Origin of the sequence: Streptomyces thermospinosisporus (genome assembly GCF_039526425.1) — a bacterium.
Taxonomy (GTDB): domain Bacteria; phylum Actinomycetota; class Actinomycetes; order Streptomycetales; family Streptomycetaceae; genus Streptomyces; species Streptomyces thermocarboxydovorans.
On the sequence record NZ_BAAAIZ010000046.1, the window covers coordinates 1 to 22056 of the forward strand.

Here is a 22056-nt window from a genome sequence, read left to right on the forward strand (position 1 = left end):
GGCCACGCTGTCCCGGGGCGCCGTGCCCCGGGCCGCCCTGTGCCGGGCCACGCTGTCCCGAGCTGCCGTGCCCCGGGCCGCCCTGTGCGGGGCCGCCCGGCGGCATCGCGGACGAAGGCTCCCCCGGCGGCTGTCCGGGCGCCGGCGGTGAGGTGTGCGCCGGCGGTGAGGTGCTCGGCGGCGTAGAGGTGCCCGGCGATGGCAAGGTGCGCGGCGGCGCGCCGGCCGGCGGGAAGCCCGGCGGGGGCGGTCCCGCGGCCGGGGCCGGAGCCGGCGCCACCGGCGGCAGCACCGCCGTCGCGCCGGGGTCCCCGTCGTCCGCCTCCCCTCGCCCGTCCCGCCCGCGCGGCTCACCGACGCTCACCAGCGCCGCGAACAGGCCGATCAGCGCCAGGACTTGGGCCAGATGCCCGAACGCGCCCCCGCCCGCCCGCACCGGCTCGCCCGCCCCGGTCGCCGCCACCACTCCGGCCGCGGCGAGGGACACCAACGCGACCGGTGCCAGAACTCCCGGGCGCCGCACGGCCAGCAGGGCCAGCGCCGGGACCAGCAGCGCCCACCAGCCCGCGACGACCACGCCGGCCAGCGTCAGCGCCACCGCACCCAGCCACAGGCCCGGCGCCGGTGCGGCCGGCTGCGGCTCGTCGGGGTTCTCGGCCCTGCGACGCCACAGCGCCAGCCCGATCAGCACCGCGATCCCGGCCCCGCTGCCGATCAGCGCCGCGTCGTACGTCGTGGCCGGCTCGTAGCTCAGCTTCACCGTGCCGCCCGCGCCCGCAGGGATCCGCCAGCCCTGCTGCCAGCCGTCCAGGCGCAGCGGGGTGAGCTTCTCGCCGTTCAGGATCGCGGTCCAGCCCTCGTTGTAGTTCTCGAACATGGTCAGGTACGAGGCCGCGCCCGAGCCGACGCTCACCTCGCGGCGGTCGCCCAGCCAGTCCCGGATCCGCAGCTCACGCCCGGACGCCGAGGCCTCCTGCAGAGAGCCACGGGTCAGGGTCACCTCGGTGAGCGCCAGCGGGCCGGCGTCGCCGCCCTCGACCCGGTGACCGCCCGCCGTCAGCTCCAGCTGCCGGTCGGCGCGGCCCTCCTGGCACAGCGTCACCTCCACCGGGCGCCGCTCCCTGAGGTCCCGGACCGTGCCCGTGACGCCCGTCTGGTACAGCTCGCCGTCGACCACCAGGTCCGGGCCCTTGCCGCACGGCAGCGAGAACTTCCGGTTCTCGGACGGCTGCGGGGTGCGGTACTGCTCGAGCGCCGGGATGTACGCCTCGGTCAGCCCCACCGGCAGCTGCAGGTCCTCGTCGACGACGGGGTTGTGCAGGGTGAGCGGCGCGGTCCGGGTGATGGTGATGTCCAGCCGGTCGGTGGTGATCGGCGGGAAGCGGACGATGCCGTTCTTGTCGGCCTCGGCGATGGCCGCGCCGTCCGGGGAGGAGATGTGCACCTCGGCGGCGCGGGCGGACAGGCCGCCCGCCGGGGCCAGCACGATCTCGCCGACCGACTGCTTGCCCTGCCAGGTGAGATGGATGGTGGGCCGGCCGCCCGCGATCCACGCCGTGGTCAGGTCGCCGTCGGTGAGGTTGCGCGCGGACAGCCCCGCGCCCAGGCGGGCCACGGAGTCGGCGGTGGCCACGATCCGGTCGCGCTGCCGGGGCGCCACCTCGTACAGCAGCCGGTCCAGGGCCTCGCCGGGCACCGCCACCGCCTTCGCCCGGATCTCGAACGTGCCGCCCGCGGCCGTGGTGAACCGCCGGTGCAGCCCGTTCTCGGTGCCGGTGGCGGACAGCCCGGTGGGGTCGGCCGCCCGGTGCAGCGAGAAGACCTGGGTGGGGGAGGTGGAGTTCTCCGCGTCGGTGGGCAGCCGCAGCAGCCGGGTCACCTGCACCCGCGGCAGCTCCACCTCGGCGAAGCCGGCCCCGCCCAGCTTGGAGGTCCGGGCCTCGGAGTCGACGATGGTCAGCTTCATCCAGCGCGTCTGCCCCTCGGGCGCCTTGACGCGCTGCTTGCTGCCGTCGGCCCGCAGGAAGCCGGTCTCGGAGCCGTTCTCGGTCTCCACCCGCACCTTGACCGGCGCGGCCCGCACGCCCTCCTGCGGCAGCGGGATGACGGAGAACGAACCGGGCATGTCGTAGCGGCCGTTGAACTCGATCCGCAGCCACTGCCCGTCCGGCGAGGTCGCGGACCCTTCCGTCCACGCCGTCCCCGGGTCGCCGTCGAAGGCGTTGACCGGGTCGAACTGCGGCAGATGGAACAGCCAGTTGCCGTAGGAGGAGGCCGTCACCGAGCGGGCGCCGCGCAGTTCGGCCACCGTCTGGTGCACCTGGCCCTTCACCGGCAGGATCTGGTGCGGTCCCTCGCCGGCGTTCTGCGCGGCGTCGGGCGCGTTGCGCTCGTCGGCGGTGTACGTGTACGAGGTGTTGGCGTTGACCAGCCCGAACCGGGTGTCCGCGCGCCGCATCCCGTCGCCGGTCACCTGCACCGGCGGGGTGCCGAGGCCGGGGTGGTGGTCGCCGGTCAGCACGGCGGGCCGCCCGCGCAGCCGGTCCGCCAGCGGCAGCAGCGCCTCGGGCCCGCCGGAGACCACGGCGGTCTCGGCGACCGGCGCCAGCCGGGCCTGGCCGGGCCGCGGCACCTCCTCACCCACCGGACGGTAGATCTCCACCGCCCGCTGCCGCGGATACAGCCCCTCCACCTGGAACGGCGTGCCGTCGGCGATCCGCCCGCCGGTCATCACCGGCCCGAGCCCGGTCACCCGCTCGTACCCGGACTGCTCCAGGGTCCGCTTGACCGTGGTCGTCGGCACATGCCCGATCTGGTCCGGGTCCAGGTCGTTGCGGACCACCACGTAGTACACGCCGGCCCGGCTCAGGTAGTCGGCCAGGCCCGGCACCGCGGCGCCGGTCATCAGCGCCTGCTCGACCGCGTCCATCGCGCGCCGGTTGCCCGGCGTGCCGAACGGCACGTAGTCGCGCTGCGCCCACCGCGACTTCGCCACCACATCCAGCGGCTGGTCGATCGTGGAGCCCCAGGTGTGGATGCCGTGCGCGGTGGCCGGCACCACCAGGGCGCGCGAGTCGGGGGAGTACTTCTCCAGCCAGTCGGCGGTGGTCTTCCAGTACGTGGGGATCTCCTGGAAAGAACCGGGGCTGAGGACCGAGCCGTTGAGGTACGGCCAGGCCAGCCCCGGCAGGATCAGCACCGCGGCCACCAGCGGCGCCACCCGGCGCCCCCGCCGGGCACGACCGGTGAGCCGCCCGGCGTCGCCCGGCTCCCGCTGGACCAGGCCCACCAGATGGGCCAGTCCGAGGACGAGCGCCAGTGCCAGACCGGTCTGGAACTTGTAGATGTTGCGGAACGGCGCCAGCCAGCCGTCCAGCCAGTCCCGCACCACCGAGTGGAACGGCGCCCCGAACGCGCCCCCGTACCCGGCGAGCAGGATCAGCGCCGCCACCAGCACCGTCAGCACCAGCCAGCGCCGCTCGGGCAGGTCCCGGCGGGCCAGTCCGGCGAGCCCCAGCCCGGCGGCGAGGGCCGAGCAGACGATCACGACCACCGAGGTCGCCACCGCCCAGCCGGCCGGCAGCCACGCCTCACCGAAGTGCAGATAGGCCACCCAGTTGCCGGCGCCGCGCAGCGCCTCGGTCGCCGCCATGGTGTCGGTGGTGGTCCGCGCGCTCTCGATGTACGGCAGGAAGTTCTCGCCGTAGATGCCGAGCAGCAGCAGCGGTATCCACCACCAGGCGGTCGCCACGATCACGGCCGGCACCCACCAGGCGATCAGCTTGCGCTGCCGCGGCCCCGGCGGCCGGGACAGCAGATACAGCCCCACCGGCAGCAGCGAGGCCAGCGTCGAGGCGGCGTTGACCCCGCCCATGCACGCCACCAGCAGCGCCGACCGCACGGAGGCCACCCGGGCCGAGTAGCGCTCGTCGGTCAGCGGCAGCAGCACCCACGGCAGCAGCGCGCCCGGCAGCGCGGCGGCCGAGGTGGAGCCGACCACGGTGGTGAACACCGGCCACAGGGCGTAGGCGAGGGCGGCGAGCAGCCGCGAGCCCCGGCTGCCCACGTTCAGCCGTTCGGCCAGCCGCAGCGCGCCCCAGAACGCCACCGACACGATCAGCGACATCCACAGCCGTTCGGCGACCCACACCGGCAGCCGGACCAGGTCGCACAGCCAGTAGAACGGCAGCATGGGCCACAGGTAGCCGATGTACTGGTCGGAGATCCCGCCGAAGGAGCCCCGGTCCTGCCACAACTGCCCCAGGTCGGCCAGGAACTGGCCCGGGTCGGTGGTGACGCCGAGCTTGGTGTCGAAGGTCTGCCGCCCCGGCTCCGCCGCGACGAACAGCACGAACACCACGGCCCAGAACCCCGCGAGCCAGCGCCGCGACCGCGGGCCCTCGGGAGGGCCGGAGGCGGTCACGGTGAAGGGGACGGCTGCCGGAGGAGGAGCCTGGACCGTGGTCGTCATACGGGACACCGCCGGAGGATGAGGAGGAGGTTCCAGGTGGCGAACTCACGCAGGACCGGCGCCTTGACGACGGTCTCGGTGAGGAAGGGCCAGTAGCGGGAGCGCGCCGAGACGATCCGCACGTCGTCGCGGGCGCGCACCTGCCGCAGCGTGGTGCCGATGTGCACGGGGAAGAGGTTCACGCCGAGCGTGTGCTTGGCGGCCTTGCCGGTGCGCCGCTCGTAGCGGGCGCGGGCCCGCTCGGCGCCGAGGTAGTGCCAGGGGGCCCACTCGTGGCCGCCCCACGGGGAGAGCCAGTTGGTGAACGACACATAGATCAGCCCGCCGGGCCGGGTCACCCGGACCAGCTCGCTCAGGAAGGTCTGCGGGTCGCAGACGTGCTCCAGCACGTTGGAGGAGAAGGCGACGTCCGCGACGCCGTCGGCCAGCGGCAGCAGATACCCGTCGGCGACGACGGCGCCGTCCGGCGGCTTCTCGCCGAGTTCGCGCAGGTCGGGCTCGAAGAGGCAGGCGAGGGCGCCGCGTCTGCGGAACTCCTCGGTGAAGTAGCCGCTGCCGCCGCCGACGTCCACCACCACCCGCCCGGCCACCGGGCCGCCGTATGCCTCGACCTGGTCGGCGGCGTCCCGGGCGAGCAGCGAGTAGCAGCTCTGAGGGTCGTCCTGCTCGCGCAGGAAGGCCTTGAAGAGCGCCAGGGACCGCGCGAGGGAGGGGTCCTTGAAGGAGGTTCCGGTGCGCGGGGCGCCCTCCGGCCGGCCGCGGCGCACCGGCAGCCGCACCAGAGCCGCCCGGACCCGGCCGAGGGGCGTCACGGCCGCCGGCTCCGCACCGCTTCGGCGGCCACCGCCCTGAACTGCCGCACCGTCCGGTCCCAGCGGTAGCGGGCCGCCCGGTCCCGCGCGGCCTTGCCCATCGCCTCCCGCCGCTCGGCGGACAGCGCCAGGGTGCACCAGGCCGCGGCGAACGAGGACTCGCCCCGCGCCAGCACCCCGGTCTCCCCGTCCACCACGGAGTCGCGCAGCCCCGGCACGTCGAAGGCGATCGCCGGTGTCTCCCGGGCCGCCGCCTCGGTGACGACCAGCCCCCACCCCTCGACCGCGGAGGGATGCAGCAGCAGCCACGCCGCGCACAGCAGCCGGTGCTTCTCCGCATCGGACACATGCCCGGCGAACTCGACGTCAGGACCGGCCATCCGCTCCAGCCGCTCCCGCTGCGGCCCGTCCCCGACGATCATCAGCCGGCCGCCGGTGACCGGCCGCACCCGCTCCCACAGCCGCAGCAGCAGATCGATCCGCTTGTACTCGACCAGCCGCCCCACCGCCACGAACAGCGGCTCGGGTGACCGGCCGGTGAACGGACCCGGCTCCTCGACCCCGTTGTGCACGACCCGGATCCGCTCGCGTGCCACGCCGATGCCGCGCAGCGCCTGGGCCGTCGACGGGGAGACGGCGACCATCAGCCCGCCCGGCCGCGCGGCGCCCAGCGCCCAGTGCTCGAGTCTTCGTCCGAGCCGGGCCGCAGGCGCCAGCGGCCCGCCGAAGCGCATGCCCCACAGATCGGTGTGCACATGGTTGACCAGGCAGAGCGTGGGCCCGTGATGCCACAGCGACGCCAGGTACGGCACCCCGTTGCAGACCTCCACCAGCAGATCGCAGTCGCCGACCTGCCGGGCGAAGGCGGAGCGGGCGCGCAGGTAGTGGCCGTAGGTGCCGCCCGCCGACACCACCCGGTAGTCGCGGAAGGCGGCCGGCCCCCCGCACAGCAGGGTGACCTGGTGCCCGAGCCTGGTCAGCCCGTCGGCGAGCCGGTCGACCAGCAGTTCGGAGCCGCCGGCGGAGGGATTCCCCAGGTCCCGGTGGGCGAGAAAGACGATCCTGCGCGGATGCGGGGGAGCCGCCGGGGGCTGCTGCGGCGCGCTGGGGGACGCGGGGCGCAGCATGGACGGAACGTGCTGGGGCATCGGTGCTCCAACTCGTGTCAGGGTGCGGAACTCAGCGTGGGGACACAGCCTGGGGTCGGTGTGGGTGGGGGGTGGGTTTCAGACCGGTGAGGGTGAGGTGGGGGCACTGTGTGCTCGGGTGGGGATTGGACAGTTTTCGCCCACACGTTCCCCACGGCTACTCACCGGGGTGACAAAATCCCGCTTTGTTCTGCCTGACGTTGTGTCATTTCGTGAGGGTCGGCTGGGGCACATCCGGCGTTCCGGACGTTTCGGGTGTTCCGTCTCCCTTCCGTCCACGTGCCACCAGAACCCCGCCGGCCACCGCCAGCACGAATCCCGCCACCGCCGCACCGATCGGCGCCGTCACGCCGACCAGCCGCAACTGCCCGCTGTCCCGCTTCGCCTGGCGCACGGCCTCCTTCTGCGTCTCGGTGGTGAACGCGATCTTCTCGGCGTCCAGCAGCACCGCCGCGTCCTTCTTCCCGCCCGGGGCGCGCAGGGTGCGCCTGGGGCCGGTCTGCGCGTAGATCACCCGGCCCGTGGCCCGGTCGACGACCAGCTCCACGCCGTGGTTGGCGTACCACTCCTCGGCCAGCACCTGCGGCCGGTCCGGCTGCCCGACGATGCTGCCGGGCACCAGCCGGGTCCCGGTCTTCGTCGGCGGGACGCTCCCGGTGAACCTGTAGCCGGAGTAGCCCTGGACCTTCTCGGTCCCCCGGTAACGCAGCACCACCGTGTCGCCGAGCGTGTTGTCCCACCACCGGTAGGAGCGTTTCTGCACGCCGAAGGGAAACTTCAGGTACGCCTCGCCCTGGATGTAGGGCTTCTCCTCGCAGCAGTGCACCGGCTCGGTGGTCTTCCGGTCCAGCACCCAGCGGTGCACGTTCAGGTCCAGCGCGTCGTGCGGGTCGGCGGCCGGCAGGGACTTGTCCGTGTCGACCGAGGTGACCACGTCCCACACGGCGTTCCCGCTGCGCTCGGAGTCCGCGACGTCACCGCGCACCCGCTGGGTGACGGTGATCCTCTGGTCCGGGACCGTCTCGATCTTCTCGGTGTCGAAGACGCTGCCGCGGCCGGTGTAGACCGCGGTGGTGTCGATGTCGATGGGGTTCACCGCGGCACGCGGTTTCACGTACCACGCCAGCAGGGGCGCCAGCACCAGCAGAAACGTGCCGAGACCCAGTATGACCAGGGAGATTGGAGAAGCAGTACGGCGCATCCGGGCACTCCAGAGGCTTGGGACGGCGCGACGGGTCAGGTCGGGGCCGTGGAGGGGAAAGTGCGCATGCGGTATGGGGCGGGAACCGTAAGCGCCCCTTGACGGGGTGTCAATGTCATGTCGACACTGTTGGGCACGACTGGCAGAGGTGAGGGCACAGTGCCGGGGGTGGGGAACCTCCCGACAGAGAGGCTGACCCTGCGATGTCCAGACTGCTAGCCGCAGCGCTCACCGTGGCGCTCGGCGCGGCCCTGGCCGTGGCCGCCGCGCTCGGCGCGGTGGCGCTGCTCGAGGCCACGCCCGACCAGCCGGACACACCCCTGATCACCTACGAGCAGGCGGGGCAGGGGAGCTGAGCCGTGCCCCCCTCCCGCACCCTGACCACCCGGTCCGCCTGGAACGAGGTACCGCGCTACCAGGTGCGCCGGTTCGCCGAGATCGCCATGGCCGAGGCGCCCGGCCTCGCCGAGGAGATCATGAGCGAGATCCAGCGCGCGTACCCGCACCTGCCCGTGGTCCTCGACGACTCCGGCGAACCCATGGCCCTGGTCGGCATCCGCCGCGCCATCGAGGTGTTCGTCGAGCACCTGGAGAACAGCGAGGGCCGGCCCACCGTGCCGCCCGGGGTGTTCCAGGAGTTCGGACGCGGCGAGGGACTGCACGGCCGCTCCCTGGACTCGCTGCAGGCGGTCTACCGGATGGGGGTGCGCCTGGCCTGGCGCCGCTTCGCCGAGATCGGCCAGCGCGTCGACATCCCGCCGCCCGCCATGTACGAGCTGGTCGACGCCGGCTACGAGTACCTCGACACGCTGGTCGACCAGTCGGTGCGCGGCTACGCGGAGGCCGCCGCCCGGCAGGCCGGGGAACGGCTGCGGCTGCAGCGCAAGCTGATCGAGCTGCTGCTCGCCGAGCACCACCTGGGCGATCCGGCCGACGCGCTCGCCGAGCGGGCCGCCCGCATCGGCTGGCCGCTGCCCGAGAGGGTCGCCGCCGGAGTGCTGCTGCGCCCGGCGCGCGAGGCCATGGCCCCCGCCGTCGGCCAGGGCGTGCTGCTCGACATGGAGTACGAGCAGCCCCGCATGGTCGTGCCCGAACCGGACGCCGCCGGCCGTCCCGAGTTGCTGCACCGGGCGCTCACCGGCTGGTCCGGCGCGATCGGCCCGCCGGTGCCGCTCGCCGACGCGGCCAAGTCGCTGCGCTGGGCGGAGGCCGCGGTACGGCTGATGGAGCGGGGCCTGCTGCCGTCCGGGGAGGTGCTGCACTGCACCGAGCACACCGAGGCGCTGGTCCTGCTCCAGCCCGAGGAACTCATCGACGACCTGGCCCGCAGATGCCTCGCCCCGCTGGCCCACTGCGGCCCCACCCACGGCCGGCGCCTCGCGGAGACCCTGCTGGCCTGGCTGGAGACCCGCGGCGGCGCCCCCGAGGTCGCGGCCCGCCTGGGCGTCCACCCGCAGACCGTCCGCTACCGCCTGCGCCAGATCCGCGAGCTGTGGGGCGACGAGATCGACGACCCGGACCGCCGCTTCGAACTGGAACTGGTGCTGCGCGCCCAGCGCCTGCGCGGAGCCCTCGGCGACGCCCGCCGCTGAGCCGCCCGGCCCCCCGGGTCACCGACACCCCCGATACCGACTCCGGCACCCGTTGCCCGGCCGACGCGGCCTGGTTAGCCTGTGTTCGCCATTCCGACCGCCTGTTGATATTTCGAACGCATCGAGACGCAGGCCGAACACAGGAGGGGGCCGGTCGTGGGACGCCTCGTACCAGCCGTGACCCGGGCGCTCGACATACTCGAGCTCTTCCTCGACGGGGACGGCACGCTCTCCGCCCCCGAGATCGTGCGCAAGCTGCAGCTCCCGCGCACCACCGTGCACGAACTGGTGACCACGCTCGCCGCCCGCAAGTACCTCGTCCCGGTCAGCGACCAGCCCGGCCGCTACCGGCTCGGCGTGCGCCCCTACCAGCTCGGCGCCCGCTACGCCGAACAGCTGGACCTCGCCGCCGAGGGCCGGCAGGTCGCCCGGGCCGTCGCCGAGACCTGCGACGAGACGGTTCATGTGGCCATCCTCGAGGACACCGACGTCATCTACATCGCCAAGGTGGACTCCACCCACGCCGTGCGCATGGTCTCCGCGGCCGGCCGCAGGCTGCCCGCCCACTGCACCGCCGTCGGCAAGATGCTGCTGGCCAGCCTCCCCGAGGAGGAGCTGACCGCGCGCATCCCCGACGGCGCCGGACTGGCCGCGATGACCCCGAACAGCATCACCGACCCGGCCGCACTGCGCGAGGCCCTCGCCGGGATCCGCGCCCGGGGCATCGCCGTGGAGACCCGCGAGTCCAACCCGGACGTCTCCTGCGTCGCCGCCCCGGTGCGCGACCGCACCGGCGAGGTGGTCGCCGCGCTGTCCATCTCCGTGCCGATGAGCCGCTGGAGCGAGGAGCGCCGCGCCGAGCTGGAGCAGTTCGCCGCCAAGGGCGCCGCCGACCTGTCCGAACGTCTGGGCCACCGGAGCGCCGCATGACCCGCGCATACGAGGTCGTTGTCCGCGCGGAAGCCACCCTCGGCGAGGGCCCCACCTGGGACCCGGCGACGGGCCGCCTGCTGTGGGTCGACATCCTCGCCGGCCGCATCCACACCTACGATCCCGCCACCGGCCGGCGCACCCTGCGCCGCACCGAGCAGCACATCGGCGCCGCCAAGCCCCGCACCGGCGGGGGACTGGTCCTCAATCTGCGCGACGGCATCGGCCTGCTCGACCCCGACGACACCTTCCGCTGGCTGCACCGCGAGGTGGTGCCCGGCCGCCGCGGCAACGACGCCGCCGTCGCACCCGACGGCTCCCTGTGGGCCGGCACCATGCGCTACGACGAGGCCCCGGGCGGCGGCACCCTGTCCCGGATCACTCCCGACGGCGAGGTCACCACGGTGCTCGACGACGTCGCCGTCAGCAACGGCACCGGCTGGAGCCCCGACGGGCGGCTGATGTACTACATCGACAGCCCGACCCGCCGCATCGACGTCCTCGACCACGACCCGGCGACCGGGCGGGTGTCCGGCCGCCGCCCCTTCGCCGAGATCGAGGAGGGCGCCGGTTTCCCCGACGGCCTCACCGTGGACGCCGACGGCTGCGTCTGGGTCGCCCTGTGGGACGGCGGTGCGGTCCGCCGCTACACCCCCGACGGCGCACTCGACCGCACCCTCACCTTCCCCGTGCCCCGGGTCACCGCCTGCGCCTTCGGCGGGGCGGGCCTCACCGACCTGTACGTCACCACGGCCCGCGTGGGCCTGACCGCCCCGCACCCGCTGGCCGGGTCGCTGCTGGTGATCCCGGGCATCGGCAAGGGGGTGGCCCAGCCGGCGTTCGCCGGATGAGCCACCCCGGGTGGCTCGCTCGGCCTCAGCCGAGCCGTGACGGCGCGGTGCGCACGGTGATCCCCTCCGGTGCCGTGACCTCGGGCGTCCCGTCGGCGCTCACGGTGATACCGACCGGGGCGCCGCCGACGCGGACGCCGGACAGCCGCAGCGGCCGGAACGCCTCGGGCACCTCCGCGGCAACGGTGAGGACGCCGGCGGGGGCGTCCGCCGCCAGGCCGAGCAGCGACTGCACGGTCAGTGCCGCGGCCCCCGCGGCCCAGGCCTGCGGGCGGCAGGAGGCGGGGCAGGGGGCGGGGTGGCCGCGCCGCTGACGCCGTCGCCCGCCTCCGGCATGCGCAGCCCGAGCACATGGGAACGGTGGGTGCGCAGCTGGCGGGCCGCGGTGTTCCGCGGGGAGCGGCACCTTCTGCCTGACGGTGCCTCAGCTCTCAGACGCCCGGCAGCCCCGTGCGGTCCAGGCTGCGCAGCAGCTCGCGCTCGCCCGGCGTCAGCGGCGGCTCGGCCGACGGCGGCAGCGGGGAGCCCATGAGGGCGGCCAGCACCGCGCTCGGGTGGAACATGCGGGTCGGAGGCCTGCGCATGCTGGTGACGTCCCAGAGCGCCGAGGCCGCGGCGTAGGAGCCGGTGGCCGCCCTCATCATGCGGCGCGTGTACGCCGTGACCAGCCGGTCGGCGGCGGTCGGCCGGCCGCCGCGCACCCCCGGATACAGCACGTCCTGCCCGACCGCCATGGACCAGGCCGTCTCCACCGGCCTGGCCGCCCCGCGCAGCACCCGCCGGGCCAGACCGGGCGCGGCCGGACCGCCGCGCGCCAGTTCCCGGCCGAGCACCTGCGCGCCGAACGCGGCCACCGACATGCCCTGCCCGTACACCGGGTTGAAGGTGCCGAGCGCGTCCCCGAGGACCACGAACCGCTCCGGCCACCGCGCCGACTTCTCCAGATAGCGGCGCACATTGCTGGTGGACCGGCTCAGATGCACGTCCGTCAGCGGCTCCGCACCGGAGATCAGCCGGCCCACGACCGGGTCGGGCAGATCGAGCGTGTAGCGCAGGAAGCCCTCCGGGTCCGCGGGCGGCTCGCCGCCCCGGGTGCCGCCGCAGCTGACCATCCACCGGCCGTCCTCGATCGGCATGACCATCCCGCTGCGGCCGGGACGCCGCGCGAAGGGGTCGGCGTGCACGATGGTCAGCGGGAACCTTTCCGCGCCGTCCGGGGTGCGGAAGATGCGGGTGGCGTTGACCAGCCCGGAGTCCACGGTCCGCTCCCGTATGCCGGTGATCCCGAGCGCGTCCAGCCAGGAGACGACCCGGGTGCCGCGCCCGCTCGCGTCGACCACCAGGTCCGCCTCGAGGTCCCCCTCCTCCCCGGGCGCCCCGGTCCGCACGCCGGTCACCCGCTGCGCGGTGCCGGTCAGCCCCACCGCCGCCGCCCGGCGTATCTCCACCCGGGTCTGGTCCAGCACCGCCGTGCGCACCACCCAGTCCACCAGCGCCCTGCTGCAGGTGAGCATCACCGGCCCCTCGCGCTTGAAGCGGCGCAGCCAGCCCTCCGAAGTGAGCGCGAGCATGCCCGAGTTGAGGGGTATCTCGTGCGCCCCGGCCGCGAGCAGCCGTTTGCGCACCCCCGGCACCAGCTCCTCCAGGGCCGCGATGCCGCCCGCCATCAGCAGATGAGCGTGCCGCCCCTGCGGCAGACCCCGGCGGTGACCCGGGTGGTCGGGCAGCTCGTCGCGGTCCAGCACGATCACCTCGTCCACACCGGCATCGGACAGGACGGCCGCGGCCAGCATCCCGGCCAGTCCGGCACCGATCACGACAGCTCTACGCGACATGGGGCTCCTCGGGTTGTGCCATGGTTCCGGCCATGGGCGGCGGCACCGCGCCTTCGGGCGCGGCGGGTGCGGGGGGCAGTCGGTCCAGCGCCCGGGCCAGCTCCACCAGCCCGCTCGGGCCCGGGACCTCGGTGGCGTGCAGCCGGTAGCTGCGGCCGGTCTCCGGCGGTTCCTCACGGGCGGCGGCCCGGCGCGCGGCGTCGGCCAGCATGGCCGCCTCCGCCTGAAGACGGGCCTCGTGGGGGGAGCGGCCCATGCGCAGGGCGGCGTCCCGCACCCGCTCACGGACCCCGTGGTCGAAGTACGGCGCCAGGCTGAGCAGGGCGTCGTGGATCGACACCTCGCGCCACTGGAGCCGGGCCTGCGGCAGCTGCCACCGGGCGGCGGGCGGCCGGGGGGCGGTGGACGCCGACCGCACCAGCGTCCACAGCGGGGCCAGCCGCCGGTGGTCGCGCCGCGCCTGCCACTGCGCCCGGACCGGCGGCACCAGCCGCGGCAGCACGAACCCCGCCGAGCACACCAGCGCGCCCAGCGACGCCATCGGCGGGGCGACATCGGTGGACAGGAAGTCCAGGTCGTGATCCGACCAACGCGCCACGACCGCCGTGTACTTGGTCAGCTGGAACCCGGCCAGGTCCAGCAGCACACCCAGCAGGATCAGCCGCAGCCCGGTGCGCAGCAGACCGGTGACCTCGCGGGCCCACTTCAGGCACACGAGGCACACCGCCAGCATCGCGGCGCTGTGCCCGGCCAGGTACAGCAGGATCATCTCCCGCATGAACGGGGTGTTGGCGTAGTAGGTGTCGAGGTCCCGCAGCCGCTCGGTGTCCGCGTCGGAGAGCGCGAACAGCACCACGATGGCCAGCACCAGCAGCCCGTAGGCGGCGATGCTGCGCAGCACCAGGCGCCGCACCAGGGGGCGGGGGCCGCCGCGCCAGTTGATCAGCAGCACCAGCATGCTGCAGCTGTACGCGGAGAGCATGCCGTAGGTCAGCGGCGCACCGAAGTTGGGCGTGCCGGTGAGGGAGTTGACCGCGGACAGGGTGGGGGGCGCGGCGCACACGAAGACCAGGGAGCCGAGCACGATCGCCACGCAGGTGGACAGGTTGAGCGGATTGCGCACCACCGTGCTGGGGCGGTACAGCAGCACGGCGGACATGCCGAACACGACCGCGGCGAGGTAGACGACGAGACTCATGCCGGCCGGCTCCTCTTCGCCGGGCGGCGGCCGGTGCTGACCGTGCGCATCATCCCCTGCCCGTCGTCGTGACGCTCGGCCTGCTCCCCGAGGGCGAGGGCGAGGGCGAGCGCGAGGGCGGCGGCACGGCGGCGGGCGTGCCCGCGCCACCGGGCCCGGACCCGGCGGGCGGGGCAGGGTCCGTCAACGCGTCGGCCACCCGGGCCAGGAGGGCCGGACCCGGCACCCGGTCGAGCGCCCGGTCGCCGGGGCGCGGCGTCCCCCGCCCGGCGCCGGCCTCCTCCCGCACCGCCGCCGTGATCACCGCGGCCCAGGCCGCCGCCTCGGCCCGCTCCGGGTCGCCCGTGGCGTCGAGCACCTCCCGGCGGGTCCGCTCGTACAGGCCGCGGTCGAAGTACACGTCCAGGTGGCTCAGCGCGTTCTGGATGCTGGTCTGCCGCCACACCAGACGGGTGACGGGCGAGGCGAACCGGGGCCGGGGCAGCCGCAGCCGGCGCCGGACCAGCACCTCCTCCAGGGCCTTCTCCAGCGGCGCCAGACGCGCATACGCCCGCCGCGCCTGCCGGGCCTCCGCCAGCGCGGGGGCGAGCAGCGGGACCAGCACCCCGACCACCGTCAGCAGCGCCCCGAGGCCCGCGGCCGCCGGGGACACGGTGGTGCCGAGCGCCGACCAGTCCCGCCCGGTCCAGCGGGCGGTCACCGCGGTGAGCTTGGAGACGCTGTACCCGGCTCCGCACAGCGAGCCCGACCCGAGCAGGGTCAGCCCGAGCCGCAGCCCGCCCCGCACCCGGCCCGCCCAGCGCAGCGAGCACACCGAGGTGACGGTCGCCGCGACCAGATGGGCCACCAGGTACAGCACGATCATCTGGGCGAGGAACGGCGTGGTCGCGTAGTAGGTGTCCAGATCCGTACGGCGCTCCTCCGGCGCGTCACCGAGGGCGAACAGCACCGCGATGCCGAGGACCACACCGGCGTAGGCGGTGATCCAGCGGCGGGCGGTGCGGTGCACCCGGGGACCGCCGCGCCAGTACACCACCAGCACCTGGGAAGCGGCGGCGTACGCGGTGATCGCCGCATAGGTCAGCGGCGCGGCGAGGTTCGGCGTGCCGCTGAGCCGGTTGATCACGCCGACCGTGGGCGGTGCGCCGAGGAAGAAGCACAGCCCCGCCAGGCCCAGCAGCGCGCAGATGGCCCGCAGATACGGGTCACGGCGGTGCCGCAGCAGGTCCGGGGCCTTCACCAGCAGGCCGAGCCACAGGACCGAGCAGCTGAGGTAGTTGATCAGCCCGCTCATCTCTTGGTCCCGCGGTAGTTGAGCGCCGCGCCGATGCGTCCGGCGAGGTCCTGCGGGTCGTCGTCACCGCCGTCGCCGGTCCGTGCGGCGGGATCCGGTACGGCGGAGGCGTCCAGCCAGGTGCGCAGCCGGCGGCCCATCAGCATGCCGAAGCGGTCGGCCTCCTGCTCCTCGGCCAGGCTGAAGTCGCTGCGGGCGGCGACCGGTTGACGCGCGTCGCCGGAACGCGGCGCGGCGGAGCGGCGGTTCATGTGCCACACCTCGTGGCACAGGATCACGATCTGGTGCCAGACGGCCGCCCGTTCGTCCACCACGACGTCGTCGTGGTGCTCCCGCTCCAGCCACAGCCCGCTCGCGGTGTGCGGCGGGAACGTGGCCCGGTGGACGACGACTTCACGTCCCCGCCAGGCGCTGACGGACTTCACCAGCTCCTCGAACAGCACCTCGGGATCGGCCGGGACCCGCACCCGGATGGGGTCGATGAGGGCGTCAGCGAGTCGACGCATCTCCTTCCTGGTACGCACCGCTGTCTCCCTGTTCCCCTGGGTGCCGCTCGGTCACCTGTGCAATATGCCAACTCCGGCCCCGATCCTGCCACCGCCCCCGCGCCCGGACTCACTCGGTGACCACCGCGGGCTCCTTCAGGGCACCGGCCGCGGCGCGCACCGCCCGGATGTCGTCCGGGCGGCGCAACTCCCGTGACACGGCGCCGATCTCCAGCAGCAGCTCGGTGGTGTCCCGGCTGCCCTCCGCGTCGCCGTCACCCGCCTCCGGGCGCCGGTCCACGGCGTCCAGGATCGCCACCGCCGCCGCGAGCGCCTTGGCCCGCTCCGGGGCGAACCCCAGGCCGAGCGCGGCCTCGTGGCACCGCCGGTGCAGGGACTCGTCGATGTGCCGGGCCAGCGGCAGCAGCACGTCCCGGATGAAGGTCTCGCGCCGGGTCAGCCGCAGCTCGGGGCTGGAGCGCCAGGTGAACGGCACCCCGCTCCCGTTCACCTGCTTCATCAGCAGGTACAGGGGCCGCAGCTGGTGGTGGACCAGCCGGATCCACCAGCGTTCGTGCAGGTACTGGCCGGCGTGCGGCAGGATGAAGCCGACCGCGATCGACACCGCGGACGCACAGGCCAGCGCGGGCGCCACGTCCAGGCTGAGCCAGTCCAGGTCGTGCCCGGTCCAGCGGGCCACGACCGCGGTGAGCTTGGCCGCGTCGAAGCCCAGGTTGAGCGCGTAGCCGGCGCCCAGGAACTTCAGCCCGCCGCGCAGCCAGGCGTCCAGCCCGTCGGTGCGGATCCAGTTCCAGATGAGCTTCGAGGTGATGAGCGCCGCGGTGGTGTGGGCGAGGAGGTACAGCAGGATCTCCTCGCGCATGAACGGGGTGTTGGCGTAGTAGGTGTCGAGGTCCCGGGTGCGTTCCACCGGGACGTCCGCGAGGGCGAACAGCACCCAGAGCGCGACGATGACACCGCCGTAGGACCACAGCACCCAGCGGGTGGTGCGGCGGGTGGAGGCGGAGTGGTCGGACAGCCCGTTGCGCCAGGCGGTGATCAGCACCAGGCAGCAGGCGCAGAACGCGGTCAGCAGCGAGTACACCCAGGGCGCCGCGATGTTCGGCACGCCGGTGACGCGGTTGACCCCGACGATGGTCGAGGGCGCGACGAAGACGAACACCGCGCAGGCGAGCAGCAGCAGGCCGCCGACCGCGCGCAGCAGCGGGTCGTTCCACAGCCGGATGATGGTGGGCAGTTTGATGGCCAGGGCGGCCGCCAGGACGCCGGCCGGGATCCACCAGAACGACGTGTAGAACTCGCTGAGGAACGACGCCGGGCCCAAGGCCGCGTCCGCGAACTCCATCGCGCCCTCGCTCTCATGTCCCGCTGTCCACAGGGACGTTCGAGCCTACGCGCAGGGATGTGTCCGCGTCAGGCGCGTCCAGGTTCTTGTCCGAACCATTGACGTGCCCTTCCGTCCTCCCTACGGTCACCTCGTTCGAAGTGGCGTGCACTGTACGGAATATCGAACGGCATGTGTCCGGGGTGCCGCCCGGCCCGTGATGTCCGACCGACCGTCCCGAAAGGCGCAGATGCGTACCGCCCGCCTCACCCTCCACCCCGCCTTCACCGTCGGGCGGGTCAGCCCCCGGCTCTTCGGATCCTTCGTGGAACACCTCGGCCGCTGCGTCTACACCGGCATCTTCGAGCCCGGCCACCCCACCGCCGACGCGGCAGGGCTCCGCCGGGACGTCCTCGCCCTGGTGCGCGAGCTCGGCGTCACCGCCGTCCGCTACCCCGGCGGCAACTTCGTCTCCGGCTACCGGTGGGAGGACTCGGTCGGTCCCGTCGAGAACCGCCCCCGGCGGCTGGACCTCGCCTGGCGCTCCACCGAGACCAACCGCTTCGGACTGGCCGAATACATCCGCTTCGTGCGCGAGCTGGGCCCCGGGGCCGAGCCCATGATGGCGCTCAACCTCGGCACCCGGGGCGTGGCCGAGGCCCTGCAGCTGCAGGAGTACGCCAACCACCCCGGCGGCACCGCGCTGTCCGGCCTCCGGGCGGCCCACGGCGACAAGGACCCCTACCGCATCCGGCTGTGGTGCCTGGGCAACGAGATGGACGGGCCCTGGCAGACCGGGCACAAGACCGCCGCCGAGTACGGGCGTCTCGCCGCGGAGACCGCCCGCGCGATGCGGCAGTTCGACCCCGGCGTGGAACTGGTCGCCTGCGGATCCTCCGGCCGGTCGATGCCCACGTTCGCGGAGTGGGAGGCGACGGTCCTGGCGGAGACGTACGACCTGGTCGACTACATCTCCCTGCACGCCTACTACGAGCCGCTGGACGGGGACGTCGGCTCCTTCCTCGCCTCGGCGTCCGACATGGAGTCCTTCATCGAGGGCGTCGTGGCCACCTGCGACCACATCGGCGCGCGGCTGAAGTCCAGGAAGCGGATCAACCTCTCCTTCGACGAGTGGAACGTCTGGTACATGTCCCGCTGGCAGCAGCAGACGGCCACCCCCGCACCGGAGGAGTGGCCCGAGGCCCCGCCGTTGCTGGAGGACACCTACAGCGTCACGGACGCCGTCGTCGTCGGCTCGCTGCTGATCGCCCTGCTGCGGCACGCCGACCGCGTCACCATCGCCTGCCTGGCCCAGCTGGTCAACGTCATCGCCCCGATCAGGACCGAGCCCGGCGGGCCGGCCTGGCGGCAGACCACCTTCTTCCCGTTCGCGCAGGCCTCCCGCCACGGCCGCGGCGAGGTCCTCGACGTCCGCGTGGACTCACCCGTCTACGACACCGCCCGCTACGGCGAGACGGACCTGCTGTACGCCACCGCGGTGCGCGCGGACGACGGCACGGTCACCGTCTTCGCCGTCAACCGCAGCCGCACCGAGCCGCTGCCGGTGGAGGCCACGCTGGGCGGCCTCGGGCTCACCACCGTCGTCGAGCACAGCGCCCTCGCCGACGCCGACCCCGATGCGTGCAACACCCGCGACGATCCCGAACGGGTCGCCCCGCACCAGGTCCACGGCACCTCCGTCTCCGGCGGCCGGCTCACCGCCGAACTGGAGCCGCTGTCCTGGAACGTGATCCGGCTCGCCTGAACCGCGAGCCAACGGGTTCCCGCTCGCGCGAACGCGCTCACCGGCCGCGAGAGCCAGGGGAGTCGGGGGAGCCAGGGGAGTCGGGGGAGCCGGGAGCGTCGGGGGAGCCGGGAGCGTCGGAGGAGCCGGGGGCGCCGGGTTGGTCGGGGGAGCCCGGGGAGTCCACCGCCTTCACCGGAACGCCTCCCGTCGCCGTCCCCAGCAGCGTCAGCCGTACCTCGCCCGGGCCCGCCGGTGTGGTCCCGTCCGCCAGGACCGCCAGCGCCAGGGTGTTGGAGCCACGGGTGCGCAGGATCCCGTTGGGCAGGACGAAGGTGTGCTGGGGCCCCACGTCGTTGATGTACTGGCCGAGGTTCCAGCCGTTGAGGAAGACCTGCACCCGGTAGGCGCGCCTCGGGTCGTCGTTGAGCACCAGGCCCACCGAGGCGTCCAGCTCCTTCGGCACCGACAGCCGGAACTCCGTCCGGTACCAGGTCACCCCCTGCCGCCGGTCCCCCTGCTCCTGCGGCAGCTTCACCGACTTCCAGTCCCCGTCGTCGTGCCCGGGCAGATGCCAGCCCCGCCGCTCCCCGTACAGCCCGCCGTTGTTCAGCGGCCCGCGCACCCGGTCGGGCTTCGCGGCGCCCTGGATGCGCCAGCTCACCGACGGTGAGGCGCCCTCGAACTCCACGGACATCAGCCCGCGCGCCGCCCCGGAGGCGCCCTCGGCCGCCTCCTCGCCCGCCCGCTGCATCGGGCGCACCAGCACCGACAGCACATGGGTGCCCGGCGTGCGCAGCCGCCCCGGCACCTCGAAGCGGGCCGTGGCCGTCCAGTGACCGCGGTCCGCCGACTTCCCGTCCGGCTCCGGCATGCGGTGGGTGCCCAGCGGCTCCCCGTCCAGCCAGGCCATCAGCAGCCCCTGCGTCCCGCCGGCGTAGGACAGGGCCACCGACTCCACGGCGCCCGCGTCCTCGAAGCGGCCCCGGTACCAGACGTCCCCGTAGTGGAAGCCGTAGTCGTCGGCGAAGAGCACCGGGCCGCCCTCGGGCACGGGGGTGCTGCCCCGGCCGGCGGTGCGGTCGGCGGTGGGCCAGCCGGAGTCGTCGAAGTCCGGCCGGGCCTCCGGGTTCTCGGTGCGCCGCCGCCAGCGGTCCAGCGCGGGCAGGGCGACCTTCGGTGCGGCCGGCATCAGGCCCTCGAGCACCAGGCTGCCGGTGCGGCCGGGCCGGGTGCGCAGCGGCTGCCCGTTCCAGGTGACGGCGGTGACGCCGCGCGGCGCCCACACCTCCAGACCGGTCTCGCCCACCACGTCGCCGGTCAGGTGCAGGGTGGAGCCGCGCACGGTGGCCTCGCGCAGCAGGGCGGGGCCGTAGACCAGCAGGGAGCCGGACGGGGTCTCGCGGGGCCACAGCCGCAGCGCGGTCGCGTCGTCGGCGAACAGCAGCAGCATGGGCGTGTCGGAGTCGCCGCCCTCCACCAGGACCCGGGAGGGGCCGCCCACGCCGAGCGGCACCACCACGTTGAGCCGCCCCCGGTGGAAGGACCAGGCGGGTTCCGGGTCCATGCGGGTGGTGGTGGGCATGGTCTCGCAGTCCAGGGCGAGCTGTGCCGTCTCGCCCTTGCGGCCGGTGAACACCGCGATGTCCTGCCGGCCGACGGACAGGCTCATCATGGGCTGCGCGGTGGTGTACGCGACCTTGCGGTGCCCCGTCTTCAGGCCGGAGGCGAGCAGCTTGGTGTCGCCGGCCGCCACGGTGACCGGCACCTCGATGCCGGTGTCCGGCAGCTCGGCGGTGACCTGCTCACCGGAGTCGTTGCGCACCACGTAGAACTCGGCCCCGGTGTCGGGGTTGCTCAGCCGGCGCACCGTCAGCCGCTCGTCCTTCACCGGCACTTGCCGTGCCGGTCCCAGCCGGGCCAGGTCGGGGACGGTACGCAGCAGATGCCCGAGCTGGTGCCCGGCGGCGGCCTTGGGCGTGATGCGGCGGGCCTCGTCGAGCGGGGCGCCGTAGTCGTAGGAGGTGCAGACGCCGGGGCCGGGCAGCCAGCCCCAGGAGGTGCCGCCGAAGCCCATACGGACGTTGTGCACGCCGACCCCGTCGGCGAGGTGGGTGAGCGCGGTGCGGCGCACTTCCCGCGCGTCCCGCTCCGCGGACACCTGGGCGTACCCCTTGCCGCCGGAGGTGACCCCGCCCCAGGCGTCCGGCCGCCCGGTCTCCACCGACTGCGGCACCCACAGCCGCTCCAGCCCGCCACCGCGCCGCAGCAGCGGTACGTCGATCCGGTCGCCGAGCACCTTGCGCGCCAGATGCTCCCGGACGGCCTCGTCGGCGGTGTCCTCCACCTCGTACAGCAGCACCGTGCCGCCGCCCGCCGTGTACAGATGGCGTACGGCGATGGCGTCCACGGCGCTCAGCCACTCGTCGGCGTGCCGCAGATACGCCGGGTCGGCGGACCGTGCCCGGCCCGCCTCCACCGACAGCCAACCCGGAAGGCCGCCCCCGTCCAGATCGGCGGTCCCGAGATACGGACCGGGGCGAAGCACCACGTACAGCCGCTCCTCGGCCGCCGTGCGCAGGAACAGGTCCAGGTCGCGCACGCCGGTGAAGTCGTGGACGCCGGGTGCGGGGGAGTGGTGGTTCCAGGCGACGGGCACCGTGACCGCGTTGTGCCCCAGCGCGCGCAGCTTCTGCAGCACGTCCCGCCACAGGGACGGGCTGGGCAGGCGGAAGTAGTGCACCTCCGCCGACCACAGCACCAGGCGCCGTCCGTCGACCAGCAGCGAATACCGGTCGTGGCCGACCCGGTGCCGCCTGCCGTCCGCGCCCGGCGCGGCGGGCGGCGGGCCCGTGGGCACGACACGCGCCGTGCGGGGGCCGGTCGCCGCCCCGCCACTGCCGGCCAGCGCGAGACCGAGCGCCGCCGTACCGGCCAGAGCGGTGAAAGTTCGCCTGCTGAGCTCCAAGGGAGCGCCTCCTGCTGCGGTGCCACACGTGGTGCTGGTGGGCCATTGTCCCTGAACGGGCCACCCGCCGTTCACAACGGGGCAACCGAAACGCCCGTTTCGCCCTGGGATGTCGAGTGAGAAGTGAATGGCCGGAGTTGGCTCTGTCGGGCCCACCCCGCCCTTCATACGATGCCACCGCT

General features: G+C 74.1%; 16 protein-coding genes. 5 read left to right on the forward strand and 11 right to left on the reverse strand.

The features are described from left to right. From ABD207_RS16940 to pgfA, 4 genes are all read right to left on the reverse strand, one after another. Positions 1-4471: alpha-(1->3)-arabinofuranosyltransferase (locus ABD207_RS16940; RefSeq protein ID WP_344013867.1), on the reverse strand; the 4471-nt coding region annotated here is incomplete at its 3' end. Beyond that, positions 4468-5238 carry a class I SAM-dependent methyltransferase gene (locus ABD207_RS16945; RefSeq protein WP_425580737.1) on the reverse strand — a complete coding sequence of 257 codons (771 nt, stop codon included), beginning with the start codon at positions 5236-5238 and terminating at the stop codon, positions 4468-4470. The genes ABD207_RS16940 and ABD207_RS16945, both read right to left, overlap by 4 nt. Positions 5239-5279: 41 nt before the next feature. Continuing rightward, the gene (locus ABD207_RS16950; protein ID WP_344013869.1) at positions 5280-6431 is read right to left on the reverse strand and encodes a glycosyltransferase family 4 protein; all 1152 of its coding nucleotides are present in this window, start codon (positions 6429-6431) and stop codon (positions 5280-5282) included. 205 nt (positions 6432-6636) lie between these two features. Further along, positions 6637-7632, reverse strand: a complete 996-nt coding sequence (pgfA, locus tag ABD207_RS16955; RefSeq protein ID WP_344013871.1) for a cell envelope lipid trafficking protein PgfA — start codon at positions 7630-7632, stop codon at positions 6637-6639. Between the two features lie 203 nt (positions 7633-7835). On the opposite strand from pgfA, the gene ABD207_RS16960 reads away from it, so the two are divergent. The 4 genes from ABD207_RS16960 to ABD207_RS16975 all read left to right on the forward strand — a co-directional run bounded on the left by ABD207_RS16960 (position 7836) and on the right by ABD207_RS16975 (position 11005). Then, a complete protein-coding gene (locus tag ABD207_RS16960; protein ID WP_344013873.1) occupies positions 7836-7988 on the forward strand; it encodes a hypothetical protein in 153 nt (50 codons plus the stop codon). A gap of 3 nt (positions 7989-7991) precedes the next feature. Beyond that, positions 7992-9224: a PucR-like N-terminal domain-containing protein gene (locus tag ABD207_RS16965; protein ID WP_344013876.1), complete on the forward strand. Its 1233-nt coding sequence runs from the start codon at positions 7992-7994 to the stop codon at positions 9222-9224. A gap of 156 nt (positions 9225-9380) precedes the next feature. Then, entirely contained in the window at positions 9381-10154 is a 774-nt protein-coding gene (locus tag ABD207_RS16970; RefSeq protein ID WP_344013878.1) for an IclR family transcriptional regulator, read from the forward strand. Next, positions 10151-11005, forward strand: a complete 855-nt coding sequence (locus ABD207_RS16975) for an SMP-30/gluconolactonase/LRE family protein (RefSeq protein WP_344013880.1) — start codon at positions 10151-10153, stop codon at positions 11003-11005. The genes ABD207_RS16970 and ABD207_RS16975 overlap by 4 nt, the downstream gene beginning before the upstream one ends. A gap of 25 nt (positions 11006-11030) precedes the next feature. On the opposite strand, the gene ABD207_RS16980 is transcribed toward ABD207_RS16975, so the two are convergent. The 6 genes from ABD207_RS16980 to ABD207_RS17005 form a co-directional block, all read right to left on the reverse strand. Beyond that, entirely contained in the window at positions 11031-11240 is a 210-nt protein-coding gene (locus tag ABD207_RS16980) for a hypothetical protein (RefSeq protein WP_344013882.1), read from the reverse strand. A 196-nt stretch (positions 11241-11436) separates the two neighbouring features. Next, positions 11437-12840, reverse strand: coding sequence for an NAD(P)/FAD-dependent oxidoreductase (locus ABD207_RS16985; RefSeq protein ID WP_344013884.1), 1404 nt, complete (start codon positions 12838-12840; stop codon positions 11437-11439). After that, the gene (locus tag ABD207_RS16990) at positions 12830-14038 is read right to left on the reverse strand and encodes an MAB_1171c family putative transporter (protein WP_344013886.1); all 1209 of its coding nucleotides are present in this window, start codon (positions 14036-14038) and stop codon (positions 12830-12832) included. The genes ABD207_RS16985 and ABD207_RS16990 overlap by 11 nt, the downstream gene beginning before the upstream one ends. 49 nt (positions 14039-14087) lie before the next feature. After that, the gene (locus ABD207_RS16995) at positions 14088-15332 is read right to left on the reverse strand and encodes an MAB_1171c family putative transporter (protein WP_344013888.1); all 1245 of its coding nucleotides are present in this window, start codon (positions 15330-15332) and stop codon (positions 14088-14090) included. Further along, the gene (locus ABD207_RS17000; protein ID WP_344013890.1) at positions 15329-15838 is read right to left on the reverse strand and encodes a toxin; all 510 of its coding nucleotides are present in this window, start codon (positions 15836-15838) and stop codon (positions 15329-15331) included. Before ABD207_RS17000 ends, ABD207_RS16995 begins: the two co-directional genes overlap by 4 nt. A gap of 109 nt (positions 15839-15947) precedes the next feature. Next, the gene (locus ABD207_RS17005) at positions 15948-17183 is read right to left on the reverse strand and encodes an MAB_1171c family putative transporter (RefSeq protein WP_344013893.1); all 1236 of its coding nucleotides are present in this window, start codon (positions 17181-17183) and stop codon (positions 15948-15950) included. Positions 17184-17412: 229 nt separating this feature from the next. Here ABD207_RS17005 and arfA point away from each other — a divergent pair, with 229 nt between their 5' ends. Further along, the gene (gene arfA / locus ABD207_RS17010) at positions 17413-18927 is read left to right on the forward strand and encodes an arabinosylfuranosidase ArfA (RefSeq protein WP_344013895.1); all 1515 of its coding nucleotides are present in this window, start codon (positions 17413-17415) and stop codon (positions 18925-18927) included. 37 nt (positions 18928-18964) lie between these two features. Here arfA and ABD207_RS17015 read toward each other — a convergent pair whose 3' ends face one another. After that, positions 18965-21874 (reverse strand): beta-galactosidase, encoded by a 2910-nt coding sequence (locus tag ABD207_RS17015; RefSeq protein ID WP_344013897.1) that lies wholly within the window; start codon positions 21872-21874, stop codon positions 18965-18967. Positions 21875-22056: the final 182 nt, after the last annotated feature.

Coding starts and splice junctions, on each gene's coding strand:
- ABD207_RS16990 (WP_344013886.1), bottom strand. CDS start 14,038: ATGAGTCTCGTCGTCTACCTCGCCGCGGTCGTGTTCGGCATGTCCGCC.
- ABD207_RS16960 (WP_344013873.1), top strand. CDS start 7,836: ATGTCCAGACTGCTAGCCGCAGCGCTCACCGTGGCGCTCGGCGCGGCC.
- ABD207_RS17000 (WP_344013890.1), bottom strand. CDS start 15,838: ATGCGTCGACTCGCTGACGCCCTCATCGACCCCATCCGGGTGCGGGTC.
- ABD207_RS16985 (WP_344013884.1), bottom strand. CDS start 12,840: ATGTCGCGTAGAGCTGTCGTGATCGGTGCCGGACTGGCCGGGATGCTG.
- ABD207_RS16975 (WP_344013880.1), top strand. CDS start 10,151: ATGACCCGCGCATACGAGGTCGTTGTCCGCGCGGAAGCCACCCTCGGC.
- ABD207_RS16995 (WP_344013888.1), bottom strand. CDS start 15,332: ATGAGCGGGCTGATCAACTACCTCAGCTGCTCGGTCCTGTGGCTCGGC.
- arfA (WP_344013895.1), top strand. CDS start 17,413: ATGCGTACCGCCCGCCTCACCCTCCACCCCGCCTTCACCGTCGGGCGG.
- pgfA (WP_344013871.1), bottom strand. CDS start 7,632: ATGCGCCGTACTGCTTCTCCAATCTCCCTGGTCATACTGGGTCTCGGC.
- ABD207_RS16950 (WP_344013869.1), bottom strand. CDS start 6,431: ATGCCCCAGCACGTTCCGTCCATGCTGCGCCCCGCGTCCCCCAGCGCG.
- ABD207_RS17005 (WP_344013893.1), bottom strand. CDS start 17,183: ATGGAGTTCGCGGACGCGGCCTTGGGCCCGGCGTCGTTCCTCAGCGAG.